We start from the raw sequence: 24,222 nt of genomic DNA on the forward strand, positions 1-24,222 counted from the left end.
GGCCTCATGCGTCCGCCGCCGTCGGGCCGGCGTCCCGGGCGGTACGGAACCCGGAGAAGATCTGCCGCCTGACGGGCAGGTCCCAGTTGCGGAAGGTGCCCCGGCAGGCGACCGGGCCGACCGCGAACGAACCGCCGCGCAGGACCTTGTACTCGTCGCCGAAGAACACCTCCGAGTACTCCCGGTAGGGGAAGGCGGCAAAGCCCGGATACGGCAGGAAGTCGCTCGCCGTCCACTCCCACACATCGCCCAGCAACTGCCGGATGCCGAGCGGCGACTGTCCGTCCGGGTAGCTGCCGATGGGGGCGGGCCGCAGATGCCGCTGGCCGAGGTTGGCATGCGCCGGTGTGGGGTCCTCGTCGCCCCAGGGGTAGCGCCTGGACCGCCCGGTCGCCGGGTCGTGGCGGGCGGCCTTCTCCCACTCGGCCTCGGTCGGCAGCCGCCGGCCGGCCCAGCGGGCGTAGGCGTCCGCCTCGTACCAGCTGACATGCAGCACCGGCTCGTCCGGCGGCACCGGCTCGGTCACCCCGAACCTCCGTCGCAGCCACTGGCCGCCGTCGCGCTTCCAGAAGAGCGGTGCCCGCAGCTTGTGCTCCTGCACCTGCGCCCAGCCGGCCGGAGCCCACCAGCGTGGCTCCTCGTACCCCCCGGCCTCGATGAACCGCTGGTAGGCGCCGTTGCTGACCGGTGTGGTGTCGATCAGGAAGGCGGGCACCAGCCGGCGGTGGGCGGGCCGTTCGTTGTCCAGCGCCCAGGGCTCGGCGGAGGTGCCCATGGTGAACGGGCCGCCGGGGACCAGCACTTCGGCCGGCAGGATGTCGTCGGAGGCGGGCGGCGGCTCGGGCGCGGTGAGCACGGCCGGGCCGGTGCGCAGCTGGTGCGTGATGAGCATGGTCTCGTCGTGCTGCTGCTCATGCTGCGCGATCATGCCGAAGGCGAAACCGGAGTCGAGCAGCGGACCGCCGTGCAGCGGGGTGCTCTCCAGGATGTCCAGCACCCGGCCGCGGACCTCGGCGACATAGCCGTGCGCCTCGTCGGGTGCCAGCAGGGGCAGTGCGGGGCGCTCGGACCGGGGGTGCTCGAAGGCGTCGTAGACGGAGTCGATGTCCGGACGCAGCGCGTCCCGGCCGCCGACGGTGCGCAGCAGCCACTGCTCTTCCTGGTTGCCTATGTGTGCCAGGTCCCAGACCAGCGGGGACATCAGGGGGGAGTGCTGGGCGACGAGGTCGGGATGCTCGACGCAGGTGGTCAGCAGGCGGGTGCGGTCGCGGGCGGCGAGCAGCGCCGAGGCCGCGCGCTCACGGAGGAGCTCGGGATCGATGGTCACTGGCTGTCCTTCCCAACGATGAGATCGCCCTCCGCGGCGTACAGGGCGTCGAGATGGTCGTCCGCGGGGCAGCGGCCGCGTGCCACATAGCGTTCGGTGAACTCCGCGACCGCCGCGCGCACCTCGGGGGAGGCCCCCAGGCGCGGCAGGGCCTCCTGCGCGGCGGCGAAACAGGCCACCGCGGCGGTGTGCAGCTCCGGGTCGGTCAGCGCGCCGCGGGCCGCGTGCCGCCACAGCGGGTTGCGCGGCGCGGGGCGGGCACCGGCCGTCTCCGCCAGGGGTTTGACGATGCGGTACGCCCGCTCCGTCGCCTCCGGGTCGTCGAACAGCGCGGTCGTGACGGCCAGTGGCACGATCCACCCGGAGTCGCCCGACTGTGCGTCGATCATGCGCAGCTCCAGATGGCCGCGCGGCCGTACGGGCGGGAAGAGCGTGGTGACGTGGTAGTCCAGATCCTCCTGGGTGGGCGGTCTGGGGACGCCGGTACGGATCCACTCGCGGAAGGTGAGTCCCTCCGGGGCGTCCCAGCGTCCGTCCTCGGAGCGGACGCACATGACCGGTGCGTCCAGGACGTAGCGCACCCAGGCGGTGCGCGGATCCGGCCCCGGGGGAGGGGCGAGCGTACGGTCCGGATCGAGCTGCGACCAGATGACCTGGCGGGTGGTGCGGTAGCCGGTGGGGCAGCCCTCACTGGTGGGTGAGTTGGCGAACGCCGCGGCCAGCACCGCGCCCAGCAGATGGGCCAGCAGCCAGCGTCTGCCGTACCCGAGCGGCCCGGGTTCCTCGTATCCGGCGTCCACACACACCTGCACGGACGCGGTGGCGCACATCATGGACCGCCCGGCGGAGCCCCAGCGGTCGAAGTACGCCTCCATGGCGTTGTAGCGGGGGTCGGTCAGCACCCGCCGCGGGGGATGCCACGGATTGTGGCCGTGGCCGGCCAGGCCCAGGCCCATGGCCAGCATGGCGGGCCGGACCAGCGCGAGGTCGGCGGTGACCGCTTCGATGCAGTCGGTGAGGGAGGTGGCGGGCAGCGAGCTGAGCTCCAGCTGGCCGCCGGGTTCGAAGGTCAGTAGGGAGGTGAGGGGCAGCGCGCGCAGAGCGGTGGCCGCGCTGCGCAGCCGGTCAGGTTCGACCGGACATCGGGGGTTGCGCGCATCATGGACCAGCCACTCGATCTCGACGCCGATACGGCGCGGCGGGCCCGTCTTGAAGCATATTCCGCGCAGGTGAGCTTCCAGCTCCGCTTCCGTTACTGCAGGCCGTACGGGCATGGAATCCCTCTCCCTTGTGGGGTGGCGGCAGGATTGCCGCCCTCCACCTAATCTGCTGCGGGCGATGCGCTCAAGGGCGCGTTTCGTGCAGCGGACGGCGGGACGGGCTCCCACCGGGCGAGGGGGACGGCCGGGCCCGGAGACCCCCGGACGGTGCCGCGGCGCCTCCTCGGCGCCAGGACGGGCTTCCTGCCCGCCGCCCGGCCCCGGGACCGTACCGGCGAGCGGCGGACGGGGCCGGGGGAGGGGTACGGCCGTTCGAGTGAGTGCGGCGCGGGGCGCGGTTTGCCGCCTCGGCGGCCCGGCGCGTCGGCGCCCGGTGTCACTGCCGGTAGCCCGCCAGGAAGCGTCCGATCCGGCTGATCGCCGCGTCCAGGTCATCGGCGCGCGGGAGGGTGAGGATGCGGAAGTGGTCCGGGCGCGGCCAGTTGAAGCCGGTGCCCTGGACGACCTGGATCTTCTCCCGCAGCAGCAGATCGAGGACGAACTTCTCATCGTCGTGGATCTTGTGTACGGCGGGGTCGAGGCGGGGGAAGGCGTAGAGCGCGCCCTTGGGCTTGACGCAGGAGACGCCCGGGATCTCGTTCAGCCGTTCCCAGGCCCGGTCGCGCTGCTCGTGCAGCCGGCCGCCCGGCAGCACCAGGTCCTGGATGCTCTGCCGGCCGCCGAGCGCCGCCTGGATGGCGTACTGCGCGGGTGCGTTCGGGCACAGCCGCATGGAGGCGAGGGTGCCCAGGCCCTCCAGATAGTCGGCGGCGTGCTGCTTGGGGCCGGAGACCACCAGCCAGCCGGAGCGGAATCCGGCCACGCGGGAGGACTTCGACAGTCCGCTGAACGTCAGGCAGACCAGGTCGGGAGCGAGTACCGCGGCGTGGTGGTGGACCGCGTCGTCGTACAGGATCCGGTCGTAGATCTCGTCGGCGAAGACCATCAGCCCGTGGCGCCGGGCGAGATCGAGCATGCCGTCGAGCAGCTCGCGCGGATAGACCGCGCCGGTCGGGTTGTTGGGGTTGATGATGACCATCGCCCGGGTCCGGTCGGTGATCTTCGAGGCGAGGTCGGCCAGATCCGGCAGCCAGTCGGCGGACTCGTCGCAGAGATAGTGCACGGGCTTGCCGCCCGCGAGGGAGGTGACCGCCGTCCAGAGCGGGAAGTCGGGGGCCGGGATGAGGACCTCGTCGCCGTCGTCGAGGAGGGCCTGCACGGCCATCGAGACGAGTTCGGAGACGCCGTTGCCGAGGTAGATGTCATCGACACCGACGTCGTGCATCCCGCTTTGCTGGTAGTGCTGGGCCACCGCGCGGCGGGCCGGGAGGATGCCCCGGGACTCCGTGTAGCCGTGTGCGCGGGACAGATTGCGCATCACGTCCTGGAGGATCTCGTCGGGGCACTCGAAGCCGAACAGCGCCGGATTGCCGGTGTTCAGCCGCAGCACGCTGTGGCCCGCCTCCTCCAGCGCGTCCGCGTGCTCGATCACCGGCCCGCGGATCTCGTAGCAGACGTCGGCCATCTTGCTGGACTGCTTGAACTGCATGCGGTGGCCTCCCGGTCCCTCGCTCACCGCGCGGCGCGGCAGCACTCGTTAACACCGTACTTGGTTTTACCAAGTTGGGACTTGGAAAGTCCAACCTCTGTCTATGCTGGTGTCATGCCGCGCCGAAGCTATGACCAGTACTGCGCCGTCGCCCGAGCCCTGGACGCCGTCGGCGACCGCTGGACGCTCCTGATCGTCCGGGAACTGCTGGGCGGCCCCCGGCGCTACACCGATCTGCACGCCGATCTGCCGGGCGTCAGCACCGACATGCTCGCCTCCCGGCTCAAGGACATGGAACGGGAAGGCCTGGTCACCCGCCGCCGGCTCGCCCCGCCCGGAGCCGCCTTCGTCTATGAGCTCACCTCCCGCGGGCGCGCGCTGCTGCCCGCGCTCACCGCCCTCGCCGACTGGGGCGCCCCCGCCCTCGATGAGCGGCGCCCGACGGACGCGATACGGGCCCACTGGTTCGCGGTGCCTCTCATGGCGAGGCTGGCCGGGCACTTCACGGACGGTACCGACGTGATCGACATCGCCCTCGACGAGGGCGAGTTCCATGTCGTCCTCGGGAGCGGCGGGCCGGAATCCTGCGCCCCGGACGGCGGGGCCGGGTACGCGGACGGCCCGGCTGAGCGCCCCGATATCCGTTTGCGGATGGACACCGCGACCTGTGCCGATATCGCGTACGATCGCCTCTCCCTCGCACAGGGAATCGAATCCGGCCGGATCGCGGTCACGTTGCCCGAGGGATCCGGCGAACGGCAGCGACGGAAGAGGACGACAACGGCATGACGACGCGCCCCCTGGCGGTCTTCGACCTGGACGGCACGCTCGCTGACTCCACCCACCGGCAGCATCTGCTGCAGCGCACCCCACGTGACTGGAAGGCCTTCTTCGCGGCGGCCACCGAGGATCCTCCCCTCGCCGAGGGGGTGGCCCTGGCACTGCGCAGCACCGAGGACTGCGAGGTCGTCTATCTGACGGGCCGGCCGGAGCGCTGCCGACGGGACACTCTGGCCTGGCTCGCTCGACACGGCCTGCCCAAGGGCCGGTTGTGGATGCGCCCCAACAGCGACCGGCGCCCGGCGCGGCACACCAAGCTGGAGATCCTGCGCCGGATCGCCCGCAACCGGGAGATCCGCCATGTCGTGGACGACGACGAACTCGTCTGCGACGCCTGCGAGGAGGCCGGCTTCCGGGTCGTACGTGCCCGATGGGCCACCCCGTCCGACACCCTGCGGGACGCCCAGCAGCGGGCCGGACGGACGTAGCCGCCCGGGGGCCGTCGGTCCACCGGCCCGGCTTGCAACGGGCCCGGGGTGTGGACCGGCCGGCCCCGCCCGCCCTGATCGCGCCCGTTCGGCCGAACTGACGGTACGTCAGCAACGGAACCGGGTAGCGCTCGGGAAATGGATCATGCATCAGGAACCCGGGCGCGCACCGGACTTGCGCTCCTGCTGGCCGTGGCCCTGCTCACCGGGCCCTGGGCGCCGGCGGCCGCGGCGACGAAGGACCCGAGGAGCGGCGGACGTACCGGCTCGGCCTGGCTGCCCTACTGGGGCAATGTCGACGCCGCCTACCGCGACGCGCTGCGGCACGCCTCCCAGCTCCACACCGTCAGCCCCTTCTGGTACGAGACCTCCGACGACACCACCGTCAAGGGGCACCAGGGCGCCGGACGGCACGACATCATCGACGGACTGCACGACGCCGGTATCGATGTCGTGCCCACCGTGACCGAGACCCTCGGCGCCGAGAAGATGGCCGAGCTGATGCATGACCCGCAGCGGCGGCGGGACCATGTCGACACCCTGCTGGATCTGGTCGAGAGCCGGTCCTACGACGGGATCGACCTGGACTACGAGGCGATGGCCCTCACCGGTGACCGGGAGACCCGCGACCGGGTGCGGACCGGATACAACACGCTCGTCAAGGAGCTGTGCGCGCGGCTGCACGACCGTGACAAGCAGTGCGTGGTCACGGTGCTTGCCCGGGTGCGCGGCAGCGGTCAGGCCTTCGATTACGAGCGGCTCGGCGGAGTCGTCGACCGGTTCCGCATCATGGGCTACGACCTGCACTGGTCGGGCGGCGAGGCGGGCCCGCTCTCCGCCAAGGACTGGTACGACGAGTTTCTGCGCTACGCCACCGACAGCGTCCCCCGGCACAAGATCGAGGTGGCCTTCCCGGGCTACGGCTGGGACTGGATCAGCGGGATCACCGGCCATGCGGCCCATGTGACCTGGAAGGAGGCCGAGGCGCTGCGCGAGCGGGAGGACGCGGAGTACCTCTTCGACGAGGAGTCCGGCACCCCGCACTTCACCTATCGCAAGGACGGTGAGGAGCACGAGGTCTGGTACCAGGACGGGCGCGGGGTCCGTGAGCAGCTGCCGCTGCTGAGGAAGTACGGGGTGCGGGGCACCGGCCTATGGGCGCTCGGGTTCGAGGACCCGGACTACTGGTCCGCGCTCCGCGGCGAGTAGCCGCAGCGCCGCCTCGGACGGTGAGTCCTGCGCCGCGGTGTACATCAGCACGCCCTGCCCGGAGCCGTCCGGGGTCTGCATCATCTCGAAGTCCAGCTCCAGGTCGCCCACCAGCGGATGGTGGAACCGCTTCGTCCCGAAGGTGCAGTTGTGGACGACATGACGTGCCCACAGCCTGCTGAACTCGCTGCTCTTCATCGACAACTCGCCGATCAGCTCGGCGAGTTGCTGGTCATCGGGGCGCTGCCCCGCGGTCACCCGCAGGGCGGAGACGGCCCGCCGGGTCTCCTCGTCGCGGTCCGGGTACAGCTCGCGGGTGTGCGGGTCGAGAAAGAGCAGCCGCTGGGCGTTGGGCCGGTCCTGGGGGCGGCCGGGGCTGTCGAAGTCGAGGTGCCCGGCGGTCAGAGCGTGCCCCAGGCGGTTCCACGCCAGGATCTCGTAGCGCGGTCCGAGCGCGAGGGCCGGTACGTCCGCCACGGCGGCGAGCAACTGCCGTACGCCGGGGCGGACCTTGTCATGGCGCACCGCGGGGCGGCGGGGTGCGGCGCCGGGGCGGGCCAGCGCGCGCAGATGTGCCCGCTCGTCTGCGGTCAGTCGTAGCGCGCGGGCCAGTGCGTCCAGCACCCCTTCCGAGGCCTGGTGGCTCTGCCCCTGTTCGAGGCGCGTGTAGTACGCGACGCTGACGCCGGCCAGCTGGGCCAGCTCCTCGCGGCGCAGTCCGGGGACGCGCCGGCGGGTCCCGTAGCGGACCAGCCCGACGTCCTCCGGCTGCAGCCGGGCGCGGCGGGTGCGCAGAAAGTTTCCCAGCTCGGCGGGGAAGTCCATGGCGGGGGTGTCCATGCGGGCCAGTCTCCGCCATCGGGCGGACGGGAGCCTGACCCTGTCAGGAGCAGGGTCCGGTGGCCGTTTCCCTGACGAGGCCCGGGGTGCGCGCGGTGGTGTGGCGGAGACTGTTCCCTCGGGGATACCGACCGCTTAGTATGTCGCTGGCGAAGGGCCGGTGCGCCCTCCGCCCCACCCGCGTATCCAATTCTGTGGAGGCACCAGGTGAAGGCATGGCGCGTACACGCGAACGGTGAGCCGCGTGCAGTGATGCGGCTGGAGGAGGTGCCGGACCCGCAGCCGGGGCCGGGTCAGCTGCTGCTGCGGGTGCGGGCCGCCAACATCAACTTCCCGGACGCGCTGCTGTGCCGCGGCCAGTACCAGGTGCGGCCGCCGCTGCCGTTCACCCCGGGCGTCGAGATCTGCGGCGAGGTGCTCGCCGTGGGGGAGGGCGCGGCCGGTGAGACCGGGGCACGGGTGCTGGCGCAGCCGCCGCTGCCGGACGGCGGCTTCGCCGCACGCGTGGTCGTCGAAGCGGCGACGGTACGCCCGGCCCCCGAGGCCCTGGACGACGCCGAGGCCGCGGCCCTGCACATCGGCTACCAGACCGGCTGGTTCGGACTGCACCGCCGGGCCCGGCTCCAGGCCGGCGAGACGCTGCTCGTGCACGCCGCGGCGGGTGGTGTCGGCAGTGCCGCCGTACAGCTCGGCAAGGCCGCGGGTGCGACGGTCATCGGCGTGGTGGGCGGTGCGGACAAGGCCCGGGTCGCCCGCGAACTGGGCTGTGATGTCGTCCTCGACCGGCGCACCGACGACCTCGTCGCCTCCGTGAAGGAAGCCACCGGCGGCCGCGGCGCGGATGTGGTCTACGACCCGGTGGGCGGTGAGGCGTACGCCAAGTCCGTCAAGTGCATCGCCTTCGAGGGCCGGATCGTCGTCGTCGGTTTCGCCGGCGGAGCCATCCCCACCCCGGCCCTCAACCACGCGCTGGTGAAGAACTACGCGATCCTCGGCCTCCACTGGGGCCTGTACAACACCAAGGACCCGGCCGCCGTCGACGCCTGCCACGAGGAGCTCACCAAGCTCGCCGCCCAGGGCGTCATCAAGCCGCTGATCGGCGGACGGGTTCCGCTGGCAGAGGCCGCCGATGCCGTCCAGCGGGTCGCCGACGGCACCTCCGTCGGCCGGCTCGTGGTGGTCCCCACAGCGGAGGAGGCCCGATGACGGACGCCGACGACCTGCGCCGGCGCACCGCCGAGCTGCTCGCCGCACATCCTCCCGCCACCACCGACCGGCTGGAGTTCCTGCGGGCCCGCTTCGACGCCGGGCTCGCCTGGGTCCACTTCCCCGAGGGCCTCGGCGGGCTGGACGCGCCGCGCTCCCTGCAAGCGGTCGTGGACGCGGAACTGGAGGGCACCGGCGCCCCCGACAACGACCCCGGCCGGATCGGCATCGGCCTCGGCATGGCCGCGCCCACCATCCTGCGCTTCGGCACCGACGAGCAGAAGCAGCGCTTCCTGCGTCCCCTGTGGACCGGCGAGGAGGTGTGGTGCCAGCTGTTCAGCGAGCCCGGTGCCGGCTCCGACCTGGCGGCGCTGGCGACCCGCGCGGTACGCGAGGGCGGGGCGGAGGCCGGGGCCGGGGGAGACTGGATCGTCGACGGCCAGAAGGTCTGGACGTCCAGCGCACATCTGGCCCGCTGGGCGATCCTCATCGCCCGCACCGACCCCGACGTGCCCAAACACCGCGGCATCAGCTACTTCGTGTGCGATATGACCGACCCCGGTGTCGAGGTGCGTCCGCTGCGGCAGATCACGGGCGAGGCCGAGTTCAACGAGGTCTTCCTCACCGGCGTCCGGATCCCCGACGCCCATCGCCTCGGTGCGGTCGGCGAGGGCTGGAAGGTCGCCCAGACCACGCTGATGAACGAGCGGGTCGCCATCGGCGGCGCCCGCGCCCCCCGCGAGGGCGGCATGATCGGCATCGCCGCCGCCGACTGGCGCGCCCGCCCCGAACTGCGCACCCACGATCTGCACCAGCGGCTGCTGAAGCTGTGGGTGGAGGCCGAGGTCGCCCGGCTGACGGGCGAACGGCTGCGCCAGCAGCTCACCATGGGCCAGCCAGGCCCCGAGGGCAGCGGAATGAAGCTGGCCTTCGCCCGGCTCGCCCAGGAAATCAGCGGCTGGGAGGTGGAGTTCCTCGCCGAGGACGGACTGACCTACGACGACTGGACGATGCGCCGCCCCGACGGCGTCGACTTCACCGGCCGCGAGGCCGGCTACCGCTACCTGCGCGCCAAGGGGAACTCCATCGAAGGAGGCACCTCGGAAGTGCTGCTCAACATCGTCGCCGAACGTGTGCTGGGGCTGCCGCCCGAGCCGCGCACCGACAAGGACGTCGCGTGGAAGGACCTCCCCCGATGAACGACGGGACCACCCTGCCCGGCGCCGACCCCGACCTCCTGTACTCCGAGGACGAGGACGCACTGCGCGCCGCCGTACGGTCGCTGCTCGCCGGCCGCAGCGATCCGGCCACTGTGCTCGCCGGCCTGGAGTCGGACGTCGCCTACGACACCGGCCTGTGGCACTCCCTCGCCACGGAGATCGGCACCGCGGGCCTGCTGGTGCCCGAAAAGCTCGGAGGGGCGGGCGCAAGTGCCCGCGAGGCCGCCGTCGTGCTGGAGGAGACCGGCCGCTCCGTCGCGCCCGTCCCCTTTCTGACCAGCGCGGTCATCGCGGTGACCGCCCTGCTGGGCTGCGATCACGGCCGGGCGGAGGTCGCCGCGCCGCTCGCCGCGCTCGCCGAGGGCCGCACCGTCGGTGTGCTCGCGGTCCCGCTGCCCACCGCCCCCGGCGGGCTGCCTGAACCGGCGTCCGTACGGGCCGATGCGAACGGCGCCCTGACCGGCCGGGTGACCTCGGTCGCCGACGCCGCGGCCGCCGAGCTCCTGCTCGTCCCGGCCCAGGGCCCCGACGGTCCGGCCCTGTATGCGGTGGAGGCCTCGGCGGAGGGGGTACGCACCGACACCGTCACCCCGCTCGACCTCACCCGCCCCCTGGGCCACCTCACCTTCGACGGCGCCCCGGGACGGCTCCTGGCCACCGGGGACCGCGCCCGCGCCACCCTCGACCGGGCCCTGCTCACCGGTGCCGGACTGCTCGCCTCGGAACAACTGGGCGTCGCCGAATGGTGTCTGGCCGAAACCGTGCGGCACACCGCCGAGCGCACCCAGTTCGGCCGCCCCGTCGGCTCGTTCCAGGCGCTCAAGCACCGGATGGCCGCCCTCTGGCTGGAGGTGGCCTCGGCCCGCGCCGCCGCCCGCAACGCCGCCGACGCACTCGCCACCGGCAGCCCCGACGCCCCGGTGGCGGTGGCCGTCGCCCAGGCGTACTGCGCGCCGGTGGCGGTACGTGCCGCCCAGGAATGCGTCCAGCTGCACGGCGGCATCGGCATGACCTGGGAACACCCGGCCCATCTCTTCCTCAAGCGGGCCAAGAGCGATGAGCTCGCCCTCGGGTCGCCGGGGCGGCACCGGGACGCCCTGGCGGGGCTGGTGGGGATCGCCGCGCCGTAGGGGGTGTCTTCCCGATCATGCCGGGCTCGCGGGGTCTGGCACGCACGCTCGCGGCGTTGTCGTCACTCGCCGACGCTCCGCGTCGACTCCCTCCTCCGCCTTGCGATCGCACGCACCAGACCCCGCTCCCTGATCCGGCCTGATCGGAAAGACACCCCCTAGGAGCGGTGACCGACGGCCACCGCCCCGTGTGGCCGGTGGCTGCCGGTCAGTCGGTGATGGCGAAGGTTCGGCTGAAGCCGCGGACCGCGCCGTCGCCGGCGGTGGCCACCTCCAGGAAGTAGCGCGGGCCCGGCGGCACCCTGGGCAGCGTCACGAACGCCTCACCGGTCGGCCCGGCACCGGCCCGGGTCGCGACCAGGGCCACCCGCTGCGACCGGCCGTGGCCCGTCGACGTCCGCAGCCAGACGTCCACCTCCTCGCCCGTGCTGTTGTTCCAGGCCACCGCGAAACTGCCGTTCGGCTTGTAGTCGACGCCGGGTTCCGGCGCGGTCACCTCGATCCGCCCCGTCGTCGGCGAGGCGAACTCCTCGGGGCCGGCACTGGCGGCGGCCGCACCGAGGGCGGAGGTGGCGGCCCGCGCGGCCGAGCCCGCATGGCCGGCCGTGGCGGCCATCGCCCTGCCGGCCGCGGGACCGCTCTTCCCGGAGTCCGGGCGCGACGGTGCCAGCGAGATCACCAGCATGCAGCCGACGGCGGTGGTGGCGACGGCGACGGCCAGATTGGTGGCCATCGAGGTGGCCCTGCACATCGTCTCCTCGTTTCCTCGGGGGAGTGGCGAGCCGGAACATCCCCGGCACTCTGCGCATCAAAAACGACGCGCTGAGCGATCACCTGGATGGACAGCTCCGGCGCGACAGCCCCCTGGAGACGAGGGAGAATCCACCGCTCCGGACCACATTGGTCGCGGCTCCGGTGATGTCCCGAAAGTGCAGTTCGGGTAGCGTCGAACACATGAAGACCGCAACTCGTCGTGCGCTGATCGGACCAGTCCTCCTGCTGGTGGCCGTGCTGCTGGCGGTGGTCGCCGCGATGGCACCGGGTGCCCATGCCGCCGGCGGGCTCGACGAGGCCGCGGCGGCCCTCAAGCAGGGCCCGGTCTACGTCGATCCCCGCGCCGAGAACCAGTTCTCCCGGGCCCAGGCGGACGCGCTGGCCAAGAAGATCAAGGACTCGGACAAGCCGATCTTCGTCGCCGTGCTGCCGCGGGCCGCCGAGTACCAGCCCGGCACCCTGCTGCGGGACCTGCGCACCAAGGTCGGCATCAGCGGCGTCTACGCCGTCGAGCTCGGCAACGGCTTCAATGCCGGCGCCGACCCGCGGGTGATGTCGCGCAACTCGGTCCAGAACCTCGTCGGCTCGGTCAAGAGCTCCGACTACCCGACCGTCAACGAGCGCCTGAACAGCTTCGTCGACACGGCGGTACGGTCGGCGAACGGCCAGGCCCCCTCTGCCTGGGGCGGCGCGGGTGACAGCGGCTTCGGCACCGGCACCGCGATCGGGCTCGGAGTGCTGGTGGCCGTCGGAGGCGGCGGCGCCTACGCGATCGCCCGCCGCAACCGCAGAAGGCGGATCGAGGAGGAGCAGGCCGCACTGGAGGATCTGCGGGTCGTCGTCGACGAGGACATCACCGCCTTCGGCGAGGAGCTGGACCGGCTCGACTTCCACCCCGGTGAGCCCGGCGCCGACGACGCGATGCGCGCGGACTACAGCCATGCGCTGGACTCGTACGAGAACGCCAAATCGGCGATGGCGGCGGCCCAGCACCCCGGTGAGGTGCAGGGGGTGACCCAGGCCCTGGAGGACGGCCGGTTCTCGCTGGCCACCCTCGCCGCGCGCCGCGAGGGCGAACCGCTGCCCGAGCGGCGGCTGCCCTGCTTCTTCGATCCACGGCACGGCCCGTCGGTCGTGGATGCCCGATGGGCACCGGAGGGCGGCGCCGAGCGCACCGTCCCGGTCTGCGCCGCGGACAAGAGCCGCATGGACGACGGGCGGGAGCCGCTGGCCCGTACGGTCCGGACCGCGAGCGGCGACCGGCCCTACTGGGACGCGGGCCCGGCCTACGGCCCCTGGGCCGGCGGCTACTTCGGCGGTGGCCTGCTGCCCGGCCTCCTGGTGGGCACGCTGCTCGGCAACATGATGATGTCGTCCGCCGCCTATGGCGCCGACTACGGCGGTGCGGGCGCCGAGGGCGGCGACTACTCCGGATCCGACTTCAACTCCGGCGACTTCGGCGGCGGCGGCGGTTTTGGTGACGGTGGTGGCTTCGGCGGCGGCGGGTTCGACGGCGGAGGTTTCTGAGCGCTCAGCGCCCCCGGGGCCGCTCCGCCCGCTTGACGCCGAGGAGGCGCCCGTAGCGCGGCCGCGCCGCGAAGTCCGCATAGCGCCATACGGCGGGCCTGCCGACCTCCCGGCACAGATGCAGGACCTGGTCGGGTCCCAGGTGGACGCCCACGTGCGCGCCGTAGCCCGGTGGCCGGCCCTCGGCCGGGCCGCCGTCGAACAGCACCAGATCCAGCGGTCGCGGACGGTCCACCCGGCGGGTCGCCACCTCGTCCGCCCAGAGCTCCGCGGAGCGCAACGGTGGTATCAGCAGGCCGAAGTGGCGCAGCACGGCGTAGGCGTAGCGCTGGCAGTTCGCGCCCCCGGCCAGGTCGGCGAAGGGGCCCGGGGCGGGGTGGCCGGGGGCACCGGCCGCCCCGTCCGCCGCGTGTGACGGGCATTCAGGTGTCGTCGCTCCCGGATGGCGGGCACCCGAGTAGGTCACATTGCGCAGCTCCTCCGGGAGCTGCCGGAACGCCACCGTGCCGTGGACGGTGGGGACTTGACGGCCGGGTTCACGGAACACCCGGTCATGATGCCGGGGATCTTACTCATGCCGCACGCCCCGGTGTCGAGCACGCTCACCACATCGGTCCGACGTGCACTCGACACCGCGAGGAGATCCCCGATGGAACGCCGCTTTCGCAAGGCAGCTCTCTGGGGCGCGACCGTCGCCGCCGTCCTGGCGGCGGTCGGTCCGTTCAGCCCGGCGCACGGCGTGCCCCGGCCCGACCCGACGTCCCGTCCCTCGCCGCGCGGCATGCTCGACGCGATGCGCCGGGACCTAGGGCTGTCAGCGGTGCAGGTACGGACCCGGCTCGCGCAGGAGACCGATGCGCACCGTGCCGCGGCGACCGTGCGCCGGACGCTGAGCACCCCGCCCGCCGGGATGTGGTTCGACAGGACCACCGGCAAGCTGGTCGTCGCGGTCACCGGCGCCGCCGACGCCCAGCGGGTGCGGGCCGCCGGGGCGGTGCCCAAGACGGTGCCGCACAGCCGCGCCGCGCTCACGGCCCTGATGCAGCAGATCACCCGACGGGCCGGCGACGGGGTGGCCGGCGTCACCGGCTGGGGCGTGGACGAGCGCGCCAACGGTGTGGTGGTCCGCATCGACCGCACCCGGCACACCCCCCGGACCGCCGCCTTCGAGAAGACCGTCCGTGAGCTGGGGGCGCGGGGGAAGATCCCGGTCACCGTCGAGCGCAGCAATCAGACGCCGCGGCAGCAGGGCGGCAAAGTGGTCGGCGGTGAGCGGTGGATGCCGGGCAGCGAGGGCATCTGTTCCATCGGCTTCTCGGTGACCGGACCGGGAAGTTTCCAGGGCTTTCTGACGGCCGGCCACTGCACGCTCACCGCCGATCAGGCCGCGTTCGGCAAGGACGGCAGCCTCATGGGGACCTCCAACCACGGCGGCGGGCACAGCGTCAACGGACGTGAGGGGGACCTGGGGCTGGTCGAAGTCGACCAGCCGGGCTGGACGGTCACTGCGAACGTGGCCGGCCAGGGCGGTGCGCCGGTCACCGTCACCGGCGCGCAGGAGGGCCTGGCCGGTATGTCGCTGTGCCACTCCGGGCAGAGCAGCGGCTGGCACTGCGGGGAGATCACCCGTGTCGACCAGACCGTGGACTACGGCAACACGGTCATCGAGGGCCTGTCGTTCACCAACGCCTGCTCGGCGCCCGGCGATTCGGGCGGGTCGTATGTCACCCAGCCCAACGCCCCGAAGGCCCTGGGCGTGCACTCGGGCGGTGGTGCCGCCCACTGCGGCACGTTCGGTGGTGCCACCCTCACCATCTTCCAGCCGATCGGCGAGGCCCTGGAGAAGTGGAATCTGCGGCTGGTGACGGGCAGCCCCTGACGCGCCCGCCGCCCGCCGCCCGCCGTCACCGCGCCCGTCACCGCGCCCGTCACCGCGCGCCCGGCCACCGCCCACGGGGCCGGTGGCCGACGCCGGGAAAACCCCTCCGGCCCCTTGCCCCCACACCTACGATGTGAAGCCAGTGGTCAATGAGGCGTGGGGGGCCCGAGTGGCGCACCGGCGCCTACGGGGAGTGGGAGAAGCACGTGACAGAAGCGGCGGAGTCGGCAGTCGGTCCGGACACGGCGGTGCCGTTCGCCGTCGGGATCACGGTGCGCGGCTACGAGACCGACACCCAGGGCCATCTCAACCAGAGCGTCTATCTGCAGTACGCCGAGCACGCCCGCTGGTCGCTGCTGCAGGCGAGCGGTATCCGGCAGAGCACCATGGTGGACCGCCGCGTCGGCCCGGTGACCGTCGAGACCACCATCCGCTACCTGCGGGAGCTGCGGGCCGGTGACGAGGTCGAGGTGAGCTGCGCGTTCGTCTGGGGCGAGGGCAAGACCTTCCGGATCGAGCAGACCGTCCGGAAGACGGACGGGACGGTGGCCGCCGAGGTGAGCGCCGTCTGCGGGCTGCTCGACCTCACCGAGCGCAAACTGCTCAAGGACCCGCGGGCGGCCTTCCACGACCTGGCCGACAAGCCCTCGCTGCTGGGGCTCACCGACGGCTGACGCGCGCGCTCCGCGGCGCCGCCCCGGTCTCCGTACGGCAGGCCGGGCGCGGCCCCGCCGACACGAAGGGGTGAATCCGTTCATCCATTGCGATGCCTGGACATCACAGTGCGCGCGAGCCTGATCCACGTTTGAGCCGTCGGGGGGCACCACACCCGCCCAGCGAAAGGCTCCTCGATGGACACGCAGATCGTCCAGGTCAAGATCCACCCCGCCATCGGCATAGCCCGGGTCGGCAACAGCGACAAACCGCCCTTCATCGGTCCGGAGTCACCGGACCAGCCGCCGCTGCCGCCCGGCTCGTACAAGGACAGCTCGGGGAAGGTCATCCGGCAGGCCGCCCGGTTCCGGGTCTACGGCTACAACCAGGCCGGGGAGGCCGTCCGGGAACTCAAACTGGGCGAGGACGGCGTCACCGAGATCAAGTGGTCGGTGCACCTGGCCAACAAGAAGGCCGCCTGGTACCAGTTCCACATCCCGCTCGACATCCGCGAGGCCCAGAACCTGCCGGACACCCAGCTGCGCCGACGGAACTTCGACGTCAGGGGAGCCGACCGCAAGAAACTCGTCATCGACGCCGGCCGCAAGCAGATCCGTGCCTCCCTGCACGAGAATGCCGCCCTCTCCGGGAAGATCATGAGCCGTGCGGTCCCGCTGGGATCGATCGCCACCCAGAGCGACGGCCGTCTGCTGGTCGTCGGCGGCGTCGGCAAATCGGCCTCCTACGCCACTCCCGAGAAGCCGATCGCCGGCGTCGCCAACAATGACACCTGGTACGACGACGTCTCCGACGGCCCGGTCACGGCGGAGGTCACCATCGGGGGCGTCACCAAGGCCGCGAGCCCGGCCTGGGCCGTGGTGGCCCCGCCGCACTACGCGCCCGGTGTGAAGACCGTCCGCACCCTCTACGACCTGCTGTACGACGTGTTCGTCACCGAGCACACCCTGCCCGCCGTGCAGCAGGTCTCGTTCCCCGAACACATCGAACCGCTGCTGAGCCGGTTCTGCGATCTGCAGTGGGTCAACCATGGCTTCGCCACCCAGTTCGGCTGGGAAGGCCCGCACCACTTCCTCGCCCCGGCCATGCGCAAGCGGCTCGCCGACCCGGGCGAGGCCAGCCGGGAACTCCGCCGCCAGGTCTATGTCCAGATGCGCGACTACGAGCGGGACGGGACATCCCCCCTGCCCTGGCCGTGGCTCTACGGCGACTTCATGTCCAGCGGCAAGCCCAACTCCGTCCGCCAGCACATCAAGATCTCCTGCGAGCAGGACCGGATGCTGGCCCAATGGGCCGACGGCCACTTCACCTCCGGCCCGCCCCGTAAGGGCCACCCGGACGTGGACGCGGCGCCCGTCGCCGCCCGGCCGGGCCTGCTGGACCGGGCCGCGCTGGACAACTGCGCCGCCGACGCGTTCCACCCGGGCTGCGAGGTCACCTGGCCGATGCGGCACAAGACCATGTACTCCGAGCCCTTCCGCATCCTGCACCGCACGCCGGAGAACCCGGAACCCGACTACGGAGATGTGCTCAGCGTCCAGGACGCCCTGGGCAAGAACGGTCCGCTGCACGCGCAGGGGCCGGGCGACCTCACCCGCTGGATGGCCGCGCCCTGGCAGTGCGACACCGCTAGCTGCCGCTCCGGCTACCAGGTACGGTCCGGGCTCGGCCCCCGCTACAGCCCCTACCTGCCCACCTTCTGGCCCGCCCAGATGCCCAACCATGTGCTCAAACAGTCCGACTTCGCGACCGTCAACACCCCGCCGAGCGGCCCCGACGACAGCGCCAGGGAGAAGGCCTTCGAGAACCGGGCGGTATGGCTGCGCGGCCTGAAGGGCACCGACTTCAACAAGCAGCGGCGGCAGATGATCGACGACTGGTACAAGTTCGGCATCGTCGAGCCGCACGAATACACCGTGGGCGACGGGAAGTTCCCCAAGTACGTCCAGGTGGAGTCCGAGCCCGGCTATCCGCCGGCCCCCGACCACGCCAACCTCATCAACATCCAGGTGCCCGAGGCGGGCGCGCCCCAACTGGCGGGCGTGGCCGATGCCTGGACCGGGGAGATCCCGGCCGAGACCGTCGAGTCCATGCTCGTGCAGCAGGCGGTCCAGGAGGTCAAGGAGGCGACCGGCCGGGACGAGGAGACGATCGCCGCCGGATACCTGGAGAAGCTCGACCCCCTCCACGGCACCCAGTGAGCCCCGCACCCGCCTACGACGTCGTGGTCGCGGGCGGTGGCCCGGCCGGCTGCGCCGCCGCACTCACCCTCGTCCAGGCCGGGCGGACGGTCCTGCTGGCCGACGCCGGCACCGGCCCGCCCAAGGCAGGCGAGGCGCTGGTGTCCATGGGCCGGCTGCTGCTCGCCGACCTCGGCGTCGCCGAGCCGGTCCTGGGCAGCGGCCACCTGCCCTGCCACGGCAACCTGTCCGCCTGGGGCTCGCCTGAACTGCACGCCGTGGACTTCCTCCACGACCCGTACGGCCACGGCTGGCACCTCGACCGTCCGCTCTTCGACCGGCGGCTGCGCGCCGCCGCCCGCGCGGCGGGCGCCGAGGTCGCCGAGCACACCGCCGTACGGAGCCCCTCCCGGCAGTCGGACGGCACCTGGCGGCTCGCCCTGCGCGACCGGGCCGGCGGGGCCGGGGAGCGTACGGTGCGCTGCCGCTGGGTGGTGGACGCCACCGGACGGGGCGCCGCGATCGCCGTCCGCTCCGGCGCCCGGCGGCGCACCGCAGACCAGCTGACCGCCCTCCACCTCACCCTCGACCCGGCCCCGCAGACCCCCACCGACGGCCGTTCGCTGGTCGAGTCCGACCAGGACGGCTGGTGGTACACCGCCCTGCTGCCCTCCCGGCACCGTCTGGTCGCCTACTTCACCGACCCGGACCTGCCCGTCGCCGCCGCCCGCGGCGCCGAGCGGTTCCGCCAACGGCTGCTGGCCACCCGGCACATCTCCCGCCGGGCCCGCCCGCACGGGTTCACCACCCTGCGCCCACCCCGCCGCGCCCCCGCGCACAGCGCACATCTGGACCGGGTGCACGGCGACGGCTGGACGGCCGCCGGGGACGCGGCAGCCGCCTTCGACCCGCTCAGCTCCCAGGGCATCCTCACCGCCCTCTACACCGGGCTGAGCGCGGGCCAGGCGGTCGACGCCCGGCTGCACGGCAACCGGGCGGCCCTCACCGACTACGCGGCCAAGGTCACCACGGCCAGGACCGCCTACCAGCACGGCCACCGTGCCGTGCACGCCCAGGAAACCCGCTGGACCGACCGGCCCTTCTGGGCCCGGCGGCAGCGGAACCTCCACCACAACCCCCACTCATGAAAGGCGAGACCTCACCATGACCCCCACCCCCGCATCCGAGCCCACGGCCGGACACGAGCACATCCACCGCTTCCTGCTGCTGGGCAAGAAGAAGCTGTTCTTCTACCACCTGGCGCTGTACAACCCCCAGTCGGGCCACAACTACCAGGCCGTCTTCAGCTTCTCCATCAAGGACAACGGCGAGCTGCGGGACATGTACCTGAAGGACCTGGCGCAGCACGAGAACCAGCGGGTCTTCTACTCCCTGCGCTGTCCGCACCACTTCGAACTCCCGGAGCTGCAGCAGGGCAAGGAGTTCCGGGTGCATCTGGAGCGGGTCGTGGTGAAGCCGGACGGCAGCCGTGACTTCCAGCAGATGACGACGGCCGAGACCACGGTGGACTGCAAGAGGGAAGACGTCCTCTCCTTCCGCAAGCTCGGAGACCTGCCCTACCCCGAATACCTCACCTACCTGGTGTTCGGCGAAGGCGACGAGATCCACCTCGCCCACCAGCTCGCGGCCCGCCCGAACTGGGACGAGGCCGTCACCATCACCCCCGCGCAGCCCATCGACCCGGCGCTGCTGAAGAAGGTCCCGACCCTCGTCATCGACTCGATCAGGGACGCCCACGACAAGCTGATCGAAAGCCCGCTGAAGAAGGGGCAGCAGTACCAGGGCAAGATCGACGGGAACGGCCCGACGGCCGACTTCACCGTCGGCCGCCAGGGCTGGTGGAACCACACCAGCCTCAACAACTGATCCACCACAGCCTGATTCCGTCCTGACCCGGCCCGGTCCGCGCCACCGTCGCGGACCGGGCCGGCCGGGCGCCGGGCTCATGCCTGCCGCGTCGGCAGCACGATCGCCTGGCGCAGGTTCACGTGACGGGCCCGGCTCGTCGTGTAGGCGACCAGGTCCGCGATGTCGTCCGCGGCCAGGCCGGTCAGTGCGTCGAACATGCCGTCCAATTGGCCGGCCATTTCCGCGTTGTCGATGTGGTCGCCCAGCTCCGTGTCCGTGAGACCCGGCTCGATGTTGGTGACCCGCACATCGCGCGGGCCCAGCTCCGTGCGCAGGGACTGCGAGAGGTACGTCAGCGCGGCCTTCGTCGCGCCGTACACCGCATAGCCGGGGAACGCGATGTGCGCGCCGATCGAGGAGATGTTCACCAGGTCCGCCGTCCGGCCGGACTCCGCCACCGCGATCAGGTCCGGGGTGAACGCCCGCACGACGCGCAGCGCGCCGGCCACATTGGTGTCCAGCATGCGCTGCCACTCGTCGGCCCGGCCGTCGGTGACCGGGTTCGGCAGCATCACGCCGGCCGAGTTGACCACCAGGTCGACCTGACCGTACGCGGTGTGCACCCGCTCCGCCGCCGCGTCCACGGAGGCGTCGTCGGTCACATCGGCGGCGACCGGGAGGGCCTGTCCGCCGGCCGCCTCGATCGTGGCGGCCAGCTCCGCCAGCCGTTCGGCCCGGCGGGCGAGCAGCGCCACCCGCACGCCGTGCGAGGCGAGCAGCCGGGCGGTGGCCTCGCCCATACCGCTGGCGGCTCCGGTGACGACAGCGGTGCGGCCGGCGAGGGTGTCGTACGACATGGGGAACTCCTGGGCTGGTTGACGTCGCCGCCGGGCGTCTCCCGGCGACGGCAACCACACTGCGCCCGGCCGCCGCCGCTACCCAGGGCTGCTCTTTTCCTGGGTCCGGCAGTACCAGGATCGGATCCGGGACGCCCCCTAGGATCGGCGGCATGGACACCTCCACGGCCGGGGAACTCGGCGACTTCCTGCGCTCCCGGCGCGCCCGCATCCAGCCCGAAGAGGTCGGGCTGCCGGGACACGGCAGACGGCGGGTTCCGGGCCTGCGCCGCGAGGAGGTCGCCCAGCTGGCAGGCGTCAGTGTCGACTACTACATCCGCCTCGAACAGGGCCGCAGCCCCTCCGCCTCGGATGCCGTACTCGACGCCATCGGGCGCGTTCTGCGCCTCGACGACACCGAGCAGCAGTATCTGCGGACGGTGGCCAGGCCCGCCGCCCGCCGCACGTCCGCCGCGGGGCCCGCCGACCGGAAAGTCCGCCCGGGCCTGCGCCTCCTCCTGGACGCCATGGAGAAGGTCCCCGCGTTCGTGCTCGGCCGCCGTATGGATGTGCTCGCGTGGAACGCGCTGGGCGACGCCGTCGTCGGCTTCTCGCAGATGCCGCCCGAGGAGCGCAACATGCCGCGCCAGGTGTTCCTCAACCCGCAGGCGCGCGAGCTCTATCCGGACTGGCCCGCGGTGGCCGCCGAGACGGTCGCCTATCTGCGCCTGGACGCGGGCAGCCACCCACGGGACAAGCAGCTGGCGACGCTGGTGGGCGAGCTGTCGCTGGGCAGCGAGGACTTCCGCCGGCTGTGGGCGGACCACCAGGTCAAGGAGAAGACGTACGGGGCGAAGCGGATGAGGCACCCCGTCGCGGGTGAACTCACCATGCCGTACGAGACGTTGACGGTGTCCGGGGAGCCGGATCAGATGCTGGTGGTCTACACGCCGGAACCGGGGTCACGGACGGCTGACCGCCTGGCCCTGCTGGCCAGTTGGACGGCGAGCCCGGCGGTCTGACGGGCCGGCCCGCGCCAACGCCGGTTCCGTGCCGGGGCGACCGGCCGCACGGCACGCCGGCTCAGGCCACCGGCCCGCGCCCCGGCACCACCATCACCTCGGTGCCGCCCGCCCGTACCGCCCGCACCTGCTCGGCCGCCAGTCCGTCGTCGACGATCAGCAGATCGAAGTCGGTCAGCGGGGCGAGCGCATAGAGGCCGCCCTTGGTGAACTTGGTGTGGTCGGCGACCAGTACCCGGCGGCCGGCGCTCTCCATCATGGCCCGCTTGACCTGCACGGTCTCCGGTGAGGTGTGGTAGCAGCGGCCGTTGGTGACGGCCGTGGTGGACATGAACAGCACATCGGCGCGAAAGGCCCGTACCGCCTCCGCGGTGTGCGGGCCCATGAAGGCGTCATACGCCGGGAAGTACGCACCGCCCGGCGTGATCAGTGCGACGCCGGGCTCCTTGGCGAGGGTGGTGAGGGCCGGCAGCGAGTTGGTGATCACCGTCAGCGGGGTGTGCCCGGAGAGCTGGTGCGCCAGCAGCAGACAGGTCGTGCTGTCGTCGAGCAGCAGCGTCTGCCCGGGGACCAGCAGCGTGGCGGCGGCCCGCGCCAGCTGCTGCTTGGTCTGCGCCATGGTGGCCATCCGCTCCGCGACACTGCCGTGGAACTGCGCCGACGGCAGCCCCGTCGCACCGCCGCGCACCTTGCGCAGCCAGCCCTGCGCCTGAAGGGCGTCCAGATCGCGGTGGGCGGTCATCAGACTCACGCCGAACTCCTCGGCGAGGTCCGCGGTCCGCACGAACCCGCGGGCGATGACGGTGTCCCGCATACGGCGCCGCCGCTCCTCCTGCGCCTCGACCCGGTCCATCGCTCCGCTCCCTCCGTCCCGGTTGTCCCCGTGGCGGGCCGGTGCGGCCCCGCCGTACGGGCTCCGCCGTGTGAATGCGCCGCGTTATGTTCGCACGGATTTCACATGGCGCGCGCGGCGGCCAGGGCGCCCACATGCGGCTCCGGTACGACACAACATGGCAGGTCGCGGCCCCGATGCGAAGATTCCGGCGGCCATTGACGCCCGTTTCCGCCCGGCGGTTCCATCGCTGCGTCCACCCCTCCTGCCCCGCCGCCGCAGAAAGGGAGATTCGATGAAGAATTCTCCTCCGGGTTCGCTGATCACACGCCTGGGCATCCCGCCGACCCTCGCCTGGGGATACCTCGGCCTCCTCCTCTTCATGATCGGAGACGGGGTCGAGTCCGGCTATCTCTCGCCGTACCTCCTCGACCAGGGCCTTACCGAATCCCGGGTCGCGCTGCTGTTCACCGTCTACGGAGTCGCCGCCGGTATCGCCGCCTGGCTCTCCGGAGTGCTGTCCGACCTGTGGGGGCCGCGCCGCGTCATGTGGGCCGGCCTGGGCATCTGGGCCGTCTTCCAGCTGCTCTTCCTCACCGCCGCCATCCCCCTGACCAGCTATCCGCTGATGATGCTCGCGTACGGGCTGCGCGGCCTGGGATATCCGCTGTTCGCCTACGGGTTCCTCGTCTGGATCGCCGGAGTGGCGCCGCGCGCCCGGCTCGGCACGGCCATGGGCTGGTTCTGGTTCGCCTTCACCGGCGGCCTGCCCACGCTCGGCTCGCTGGTCGCCGGCGGCCTGATCCCGCACATCGGCTCCTACGCCACCCTGTGGGCCGCGCTGGTGCTGGTGGCCGCGGGCGGACTGATCGCCCTGTTGCTGGTCCGTGACGACCGCGGTGTACGGCGGGCCCCCGGCGAGGGGGAGGGGCCGGTGGCCACCCTGGTCGGCAGCATCACGATCCTGTGGCGCAACCCCCGGGTCGGCGTCGGCTCGGTCGTCCGGGTGATCAACACGGCCTCGCAGTTCGGCTTCTTCGTCATCCTGCCGATCCACTTCACCAGAACGGTCGGCTTCACCCTCACCGAGTGGCTGCATCTGCTCAGCGCGATGTTCGCGACCAACATCTTCGCCAACCTGCTGTTCGGCGTGGTCGGCGACCGGTTCGGCTGGCGCCGCACCATCGCCTGGTTCGGCGGCGCCGGCTGCACGCTCAGCACCCTGCTGCTCTTCTACGTCCCGGACGCGGCGGGCGCGAACTTCCCGCTCGCCCTCCTGGTCGCCGCGTTCTACGGCGCTACGCTGGCAGGTTATGTACCGCTTTCGGCGCTGGTGCCCACCCTGGAGCCGAAGCACCAGGGCCAGGCCCTGGCCGCCCTCAACCTGGGCGCGGGCGCCAGCACCTTCGTCGGCCCCGCCGTCGTCGCCGCCTTCGTCGGACCGCTCGGTGTCGAAGGGGTGGTCTGGATCTTCGCGGGGATGTATGCGGTGAGCTGCGTGCTCGCCCACTTCCTGAAGCTGCCGGCCGCGCCCGGTACGGAGGACGCCCCCGGCGCGGACGCCCGGCACGGCGACGCCCCGGACGGCCCCGCGCCCACCGCCGCCTCGGCACCGGCGTGAGA

At 72.3% G+C, this 24,222-nt stretch carries 22 protein-coding genes; 14 read left to right on the plus strand and 8 right to left on the minus strand.

Annotation, left to right across the window (positions count from 1 at the left end; all coding sequences use genetic code 11):
* Positions 1–4 precede the first annotated feature (4 nt).
* The 3 genes from egtB to NUT86_RS35240 form a co-directional block, all read right to left on the minus strand.
* Positions 5–1,327, minus strand: coding sequence for an ergothioneine biosynthesis protein EgtB (gene egtB, locus NUT86_RS35230; protein ID WP_274739408.1), 1,323 nt, complete (start codon positions 1,325–1,327; stop codon positions 5–7).
* Positions 1,324–2,601 (minus strand): ergothioneine biosynthesis glutamate--cysteine ligase EgtA, encoded by a 1,278-nt coding sequence (gene egtA, locus NUT86_RS35235; protein WP_018088498.1) that lies wholly within the window; start codon positions 2,599–2,601, stop codon positions 1,324–1,326. The genes egtB and egtA overlap by 4 nt, the downstream gene beginning before the upstream one ends.
* A gap of 322 nt (positions 2,602–2,923) precedes the next feature.
* Positions 2,924–4,135: a pyridoxal phosphate-dependent aminotransferase gene (locus NUT86_RS35240; RefSeq protein ID WP_274739409.1), complete on the minus strand. Its 1,212-nt coding sequence runs from the start codon at positions 4,133–4,135 to the stop codon at positions 2,924–2,926.
* A gap of 114 nt (positions 4,136–4,249) precedes the next feature.
* Between NUT86_RS35240 and NUT86_RS35245 the strand changes: the two genes are divergently transcribed.
* The 3 genes from NUT86_RS35245 to NUT86_RS35255 all read left to right on the plus strand — a co-directional run bounded on the left by NUT86_RS35245 (position 4,250) and on the right by NUT86_RS35255 (position 6,612).
* Positions 4,250–4,924: a winged helix-turn-helix transcriptional regulator gene (locus tag NUT86_RS35245; RefSeq protein ID WP_018088500.1), complete on the plus strand. Its 675-nt coding sequence runs from the start codon at positions 4,250–4,252 to the stop codon at positions 4,922–4,924.
* Positions 4,921–5,403, plus strand: coding sequence for a phosphatase domain-containing protein (locus NUT86_RS35250; protein WP_018088501.1), 483 nt, complete (start codon positions 4,921–4,923; stop codon positions 5,401–5,403). The genes NUT86_RS35245 and NUT86_RS35250 overlap by 4 nt, the downstream gene beginning before the upstream one ends.
* 138 nt (positions 5,404–5,541) lie before the next feature.
* Complete coding sequence (locus NUT86_RS35255; protein WP_274739410.1) at positions 5,542–6,612, plus strand: glycosyl hydrolase family 18 protein; 1,071 nt, start codon at positions 5,542–5,544, stop codon at positions 6,610–6,612.
* Here the strand turns inward: NUT86_RS35255 and NUT86_RS35260 are convergent.
* Positions 6,556–7,452, minus strand: a complete 897-nt coding sequence (locus NUT86_RS35260; protein WP_274739411.1) for a helix-turn-helix transcriptional regulator — start codon at positions 7,450–7,452, stop codon at positions 6,556–6,558. The genes NUT86_RS35255 and NUT86_RS35260 overlap by 57 nt on opposite strands.
* A gap of 207 nt (positions 7,453–7,659) precedes the next feature.
* On the opposite strand from NUT86_RS35260, the gene NUT86_RS35265 reads away from it, so the two are divergent.
* From NUT86_RS35265 to NUT86_RS35275, 3 genes are read left to right on the plus strand one after another with little or no spacing between them, the layout of a single operon-like run.
* Positions 7,660–8,658: an NADPH:quinone oxidoreductase family protein gene (locus NUT86_RS35265; protein WP_274739412.1), complete on the plus strand. Its 999-nt coding sequence runs from the start codon at positions 7,660–7,662 to the stop codon at positions 8,656–8,658.
* Positions 8,655–9,857 carry an acyl-CoA dehydrogenase family protein gene (locus NUT86_RS35270; RefSeq protein WP_266444098.1) on the plus strand — a complete coding sequence of 401 codons (1,203 nt, stop codon included), beginning with the start codon at positions 8,655–8,657 and terminating at the stop codon, positions 9,855–9,857. Before NUT86_RS35265 ends, NUT86_RS35270 begins: the two co-directional genes overlap by 4 nt.
* Positions 9,854–11,008: an acyl-CoA dehydrogenase family protein gene (locus NUT86_RS35275; RefSeq protein WP_274739413.1), complete on the plus strand. Its 1,155-nt coding sequence runs from the start codon at positions 9,854–9,856 to the stop codon at positions 11,006–11,008. Before NUT86_RS35270 ends, NUT86_RS35275 begins: the two co-directional genes overlap by 4 nt.
* Positions 11,009–11,216: 208 nt before the next feature.
* Here the strand turns inward: NUT86_RS35275 and NUT86_RS35280 are convergent, their stop codons facing one another.
* Positions 11,217–11,759, minus strand: coding sequence for a hypothetical protein (locus tag NUT86_RS35280; protein ID WP_234017501.1), 543 nt, complete (start codon positions 11,757–11,759; stop codon positions 11,217–11,219).
* Positions 11,760–11,962: 203 nt separating this feature from the next.
* Between NUT86_RS35280 and NUT86_RS35285 the strand changes: the two genes are divergently transcribed.
* On the plus strand, positions 11,963–13,309 hold the full coding sequence (locus tag NUT86_RS35285) for a hypothetical protein (protein WP_274739414.1): 1,347 nt from the start codon (positions 11,963–11,965) through the stop codon (positions 13,307–13,309).
* 4 nt (positions 13,310–13,313) lie between these two features.
* Here NUT86_RS35285 and NUT86_RS35290 read toward each other — a convergent pair whose 3' ends face one another.
* On the minus strand, positions 13,314–13,856 hold the full coding sequence (locus NUT86_RS35290; protein ID WP_274739415.1) for a cell wall hydrolase: 543 nt from the start codon (positions 13,854–13,856) through the stop codon (positions 13,314–13,316).
* A 102-nt stretch (positions 13,857–13,958) separates the two neighbouring features.
* Here NUT86_RS35290 and NUT86_RS35295 point away from each other — a divergent pair, with 102 nt between their 5' ends.
* The 5 genes from NUT86_RS35295 to NUT86_RS35315 all read left to right on the plus strand — a co-directional run bounded on the left by NUT86_RS35295 (position 13,959) and on the right by NUT86_RS35315 (position 19,927).
* Positions 13,959–15,188: a S1 family peptidase gene (locus tag NUT86_RS35295; protein WP_274739416.1), complete on the plus strand. Its 1,230-nt coding sequence runs from the start codon at positions 13,959–13,961 to the stop codon at positions 15,186–15,188.
* A 149-nt stretch (positions 15,189–15,337) separates the two neighbouring features.
* Positions 15,338–15,862: an acyl-CoA thioesterase gene (locus NUT86_RS35300; RefSeq protein WP_274739419.1), complete on the plus strand. Its 525-nt coding sequence runs from the start codon at positions 15,338–15,340 to the stop codon at positions 15,860–15,862.
* A 177-nt stretch (positions 15,863–16,039) separates the two neighbouring features.
* The gene (locus tag NUT86_RS35305) at positions 16,040–18,061 is read left to right on the plus strand and encodes a LodA/GoxA family CTQ-dependent oxidase (protein ID WP_018088512.1); all 2,022 of its coding nucleotides are present in this window, start codon (positions 16,040–16,042) and stop codon (positions 18,059–18,061) included.
* On the plus strand, positions 18,058–19,188 hold the full coding sequence (locus NUT86_RS35310; RefSeq protein ID WP_274739421.1) for an NAD(P)/FAD-dependent oxidoreductase: 1,131 nt from the start codon (positions 18,058–18,060) through the stop codon (positions 19,186–19,188). Before NUT86_RS35305 ends, NUT86_RS35310 begins: the two co-directional genes overlap by 4 nt.
* Positions 19,189–19,204: 16 nt before the next feature.
* Complete coding sequence (locus NUT86_RS35315) at positions 19,205–19,927, plus strand: hypothetical protein (protein ID WP_018088514.1); 723 nt, start codon at positions 19,205–19,207, stop codon at positions 19,925–19,927.
* Positions 19,928–20,004: 77 nt separating this feature from the next.
* Here NUT86_RS35315 and NUT86_RS35320 read toward each other — a convergent pair whose 3' ends face one another.
* Positions 20,005–20,766 carry an SDR family oxidoreductase gene (locus NUT86_RS35320; protein WP_018088515.1) on the minus strand — a complete coding sequence of 254 codons (762 nt, stop codon included), beginning with the start codon at positions 20,764–20,766 and terminating at the stop codon, positions 20,005–20,007.
* Between the two features lie 152 nt (positions 20,767–20,918).
* Between NUT86_RS35320 and NUT86_RS35325 the strand changes: the two genes are divergently transcribed.
* Positions 20,919–21,767: a helix-turn-helix transcriptional regulator gene (locus NUT86_RS35325; RefSeq protein ID WP_274739423.1), complete on the plus strand. Its 849-nt coding sequence runs from the start codon at positions 20,919–20,921 to the stop codon at positions 21,765–21,767.
* Positions 21,768–21,828: 61 nt separating this feature from the next.
* Here the strand turns inward: NUT86_RS35325 and NUT86_RS35330 are convergent, their stop codons facing one another.
* Entirely contained in the window at positions 21,829–22,620 is a 792-nt protein-coding gene (locus tag NUT86_RS35330) for a DeoR/GlpR family DNA-binding transcription regulator (protein ID WP_018088517.1), read from the minus strand.
* 274 nt (positions 22,621–22,894) lie between these two features.
* Here NUT86_RS35330 and NUT86_RS35335 point away from each other — a divergent pair, with 274 nt between their 5' ends.
* Entirely contained in the window at positions 22,895–24,220 is a 1,326-nt protein-coding gene (locus NUT86_RS35335; RefSeq protein WP_093645686.1) for an MFS transporter, read from the plus strand.
* Positions 24,221–24,222: the final 2 nt, after the last annotated feature.

The organism is Streptomyces sp. G7(2002) (genome assembly GCF_028870195.1).
Lineage (GTDB): Bacteria > Actinomycetota > Actinomycetes > Streptomycetales > Streptomycetaceae > Streptomyces > Streptomyces nigrescens.

Coding starts and splice junctions, on each gene's coding strand:
- NUT86_RS35295 (WP_274739416.1), top strand. CDS start 13,959: ATGGAACGCCGCTTTCGCAAGGCAGCTCTCTGGGGCGCGACCGTCGCC.
- NUT86_RS35320 (WP_018088515.1), bottom strand. CDS start 20,766: ATGTCGTACGACACCCTCGCCGGCCGCACCGCTGTCGTCACCGGAGCC.
- NUT86_RS35305 (WP_018088512.1), top strand. CDS start 16,040: ATGGACACGCAGATCGTCCAGGTCAAGATCCACCCCGCCATCGGCATA.
- NUT86_RS35280 (WP_234017501.1), bottom strand. CDS start 11,759: ATGTGCAGGGCCACCTCGATGGCCACCAATCTGGCCGTCGCCGTCGCC.
- NUT86_RS35285 (WP_274739414.1), top strand. CDS start 11,963: ATGAAGACCGCAACTCGTCGTGCGCTGATCGGACCAGTCCTCCTGCTG.
- NUT86_RS35275 (WP_274739413.1), top strand. CDS start 9,854: ATGAACGACGGGACCACCCTGCCCGGCGCCGACCCCGACCTCCTGTAC.
- NUT86_RS35300 (WP_274739419.1), top strand. CDS start 15,338: ATGAGGCGTGGGGGGCCCGAGTGGCGCACCGGCGCCTACGGGGAGTGG.
- NUT86_RS35260 (WP_274739411.1), bottom strand. CDS start 7,452: ATGGACACCCCCGCCATGGACTTCCCCGCCGAGCTGGGAAACTTTCTG.
- NUT86_RS35325 (WP_274739423.1), top strand. CDS start 20,919: ATGGACACCTCCACGGCCGGGGAACTCGGCGACTTCCTGCGCTCCCGG.
- NUT86_RS35240 (WP_274739409.1), bottom strand. CDS start 4,135: ATGCAGTTCAAGCAGTCCAGCAAGATGGCCGACGTCTGCTACGAGATC.
- NUT86_RS35315 (WP_018088514.1), top strand. CDS start 19,205: ATGACCCCCACCCCCGCATCCGAGCCCACGGCCGGACACGAGCACATC.
- NUT86_RS35335 (WP_093645686.1), top strand. CDS start 22,895: ATGAAGAATTCTCCTCCGGGTTCGCTGATCACACGCCTGGGCATCCCG.
- NUT86_RS35330 (WP_018088517.1), bottom strand. CDS start 22,620: ATGGACCGGGTCGAGGCGCAGGAGGAGCGGCGGCGCCGTATGCGGGAC.
- egtA (WP_018088498.1), bottom strand. CDS start 2,601: ATGCCCGTACGGCCTGCAGTAACGGAAGCGGAGCTGGAAGCTCACCTG.
- NUT86_RS35255 (WP_274739410.1), top strand. CDS start 5,542: ATGGATCATGCATCAGGAACCCGGGCGCGCACCGGACTTGCGCTCCTG.
- NUT86_RS35250 (WP_018088501.1), top strand. CDS start 4,921: ATGACGACGCGCCCCCTGGCGGTCTTCGACCTGGACGGCACGCTCGCT.
- NUT86_RS35270 (WP_266444098.1), top strand. CDS start 8,655: ATGACGGACGCCGACGACCTGCGCCGGCGCACCGCCGAGCTGCTCGCC.
- NUT86_RS35245 (WP_018088500.1), top strand. CDS start 4,250: ATGCCGCGCCGAAGCTATGACCAGTACTGCGCCGTCGCCCGAGCCCTG.